At 58.4% G+C, this 2,567-nt stretch carries 3 protein-coding genes; all 3 read right to left on the bottom strand.

The genetic code is table 11. The features are described 5' to 3' along the window. Window positions 1-1,204, bottom strand: a 1,204-nt coding sequence (locus Q1K23_RS09030; protein ID WP_300363987.1) for a cation:proton antiporter, incomplete at its 3' end; no start/stop codon positions are given. Continuing rightward, the gene (locus tag Q1K23_RS09035) at window positions 1,194-2,042 is read right to left on the bottom strand and encodes a biotin synthase (RefSeq protein WP_300363988.1); all 849 of its coding nucleotides are present in this window, start codon (window positions 2,040-2,042) and stop codon (window positions 1,194-1,196) included. The genes Q1K23_RS09035 and Q1K23_RS09030, both read right to left, overlap by 11 nt. Further along, window positions 2,039-2,567: YfcE family phosphodiesterase (locus tag Q1K23_RS09040; protein ID WP_300363989.1), on the bottom strand; the 529-nt coding region annotated here is incomplete at its 5' end. The genes Q1K23_RS09035 and Q1K23_RS09040, both read right to left, overlap by 4 nt.

Genomic DNA, 2,567 nt, shown 5'->3' on the forward strand with positions numbered 1-2,567 from the left:
GTTCACCCTTCCCCATTCCCCTGTGCCCGTCTCCACCCAGAGGGCACATCTCGTCCGACCGTTCCCGCGCCAGCACTTTGATCGTGAGCATCGAGACGATCACTTCCACGATACTCGCCAAAATGAACGCTTCGTAGTGGAACTCGTCGATGCTTCGGGCGTGAAACGCCAGTGTCGCCACGGCGATCAGCAGTGTCAGGGGCATCGCGTGGGAGAAGGCGATCAGCATCGCGTTTCTGAAGCCGCAGAGCCGCACGAACGCGAACGATGCCAGCACCCGCACGAAGATCATGATCGATGCGATGATGAAGGCAAAGAGTACGAGCCCCTCTTTCTGCAGCGCTTCGTAAGGCAGCGAACTTCCCACATAGATGAAAAAGATCGGGATCAGAAATCCGAAACCGAAACTGGAGATTTTCGCCTCCAGATCCTCTTTGTGGGAGAAGAAGGTGGCGATGAAGACTCCGGCGATGAAAGCGCCAAAGGCGAGCTCCAGCCCAAGATAGAGCATGATCGCCAGCATGATGAAGAGTGTCGCCATGCTGAGGCGAATATCCTGCTCTTTCGTATCGAAGTAGGGCATCATGACGCTGCGGATCTCCGGATACCACCAAAAGAGCAGATGCAGCAGGTAGTAGACCAGCGCCATCGCTCCGATGAACATGGCAAGGACCGAGATTTTGAAGAAAAAGTCGAGCCCCAGACCGTAGTGGATACCGGCGCTCGCCAGTGTCAGGACGATGATGGAGATGAGCTCCCCCAGGATCCCCACCGTGATGGAGAGCTTGACCCAGGGCGTCTCCTTGCCGTACTCCTTGGAGAGCGTGGCGATGAGGCCTACGGAGATGAGCGGAAAGATCACCATAAAGACGAAACTCATCCCCAGCTGGTAGGCGATGAGCACCGAAAGGGCGTAGAGGATACCCAGATAAGCAAAGCCGGTCTTGAGGATCGTGACGTCGGTCCTGAGCAGCTTCTTGACGTTCACCTCCATCCCCGCCACGAACATCAGATAGAGAAAGCCGAACTCCGCCACCAGTTCGAAAATGTGGTTCGGCTCCGTACCGAAGAGCCCGATCCCCCCGGCGATGGAGCCCAGAATGATCTCCACGGGCGTCGTCGGCAGCTTGACCAGCTTCGCGATGAAGGGTGCCACCCAGATCAGCAGCGACAGGGTGACGATGATGAGCACCTCACCGCTCATGGCAACTCTTCGCGATCTCGTATCCGTGGCGCGCCAGCATGGCGTGATCGCGCATCGGATCCTTGCCTTTCGTCGTCAGGTAGTTGCCGATGACGATGGCGTCGGCTCCCGCTTCGAAGATCCTGTAATCCTCCTCGCCGAAGGTGATCTCCCGTCCGCCGGCTACCATGATGCGCCGATCCCCCAGTACCTCCCTGGCGGTGCGGATCCACGCCAGCGCCTCTTCGGGGGGCAGCGTCTCTCCTTCCAGCGGAAGCGCAGGATTGGGGTGGAAAAAGTTCAGAGGCACCGAATCTGGATCGAGAAAGCGGATCGATTCGAGCATCGAAAGACGATCCTCCGGCCTCTCCCCCAGCCCGAAAATTCCGCCGGTGCAGAGCTTGAGCCCTGCCTTCTTGACGTTTTCGCACGTCTCGTACCGCTCGCGCCAGCCGTGGGTCGTACAGATGTTCGGGTAGAAGGCTTCCGAAGTCTCCAGGTTGTGGTTGTAGCTGTCGACGCCGTGATCTTTGAGGATCCTCAGCTGCTCCGTCGTCGCCGTACCGTTGCAGGCGATGAGCCCCAGCCCGTCGACCTCCTTCTTGACCGCTTCGGCCGCTTCGCAGACGAAACGAAGCGTCTTCTCGTCCACGCCCCTGCCCGCCGTCACGAGACAGAAACCGACCGCCTTCCGCGCTCTCGCCCGCTTCGCCTCCTCGACGATCGTCTCGACGGGTTTGTGGTAGTAGCGCTCGATGTCGGCCCCGTGCTTCACGCTCTGGGTGCAGAATTTGCAGTCTTCCAGACAGTGGCCGCTGGAGATGTTGCTGATGGCGCAGAGAAAGATCTTTTTGCTCATACCCGGGCTCTTTGGCATATTTTTCTCTCAGTGTGCCACATCGTCTCTTTGATGCGTCTTTGAAAGTGCGTCACGTCCCACGCATCCTCCCTCACCTCCAGCAGCACCGCCTCGCTGACGGGCTTGTTACGCGCGCACGCTTCCCCGGGATTGAGAAAGAGTTTCCCGTCGGTCCGGCACTCCAGAGAAAATTTGTGGGTATGGCCGAAGACGATCAGATCCGCATCGGGCGAAAGAAACCAGGGATGGTGCATCAGCTTCACCTTCAGATCCCCGATCTCGAAATAGTGGGGTTCCCTGAAAAGATGATAACGCTCCGTCAGATGCGCGAGCTTCCGGTCGTTGTTCCCCAGCACCGCCACATAGGGCAGCCCCGTCGCCTCCATATAGGCCAGCGTCTCCTCTTTGCCGATATCTCCCGCATGAATCAGAAACTCCGCACCGTTTTCGACGAGCGTATCGATCGCCTTTCGGGCACGCCCCACTTTTTTGTGAGTATCCGAGAGGATGCCCAGTTTCATTGGG

It is taken from the genome of Hydrogenimonas sp. (genome assembly GCF_029933015.1).
Classification (GTDB): Bacteria; Campylobacterota; Campylobacteria; order Campylobacterales; family Hydrogenimonadaceae; genus Hydrogenimonas.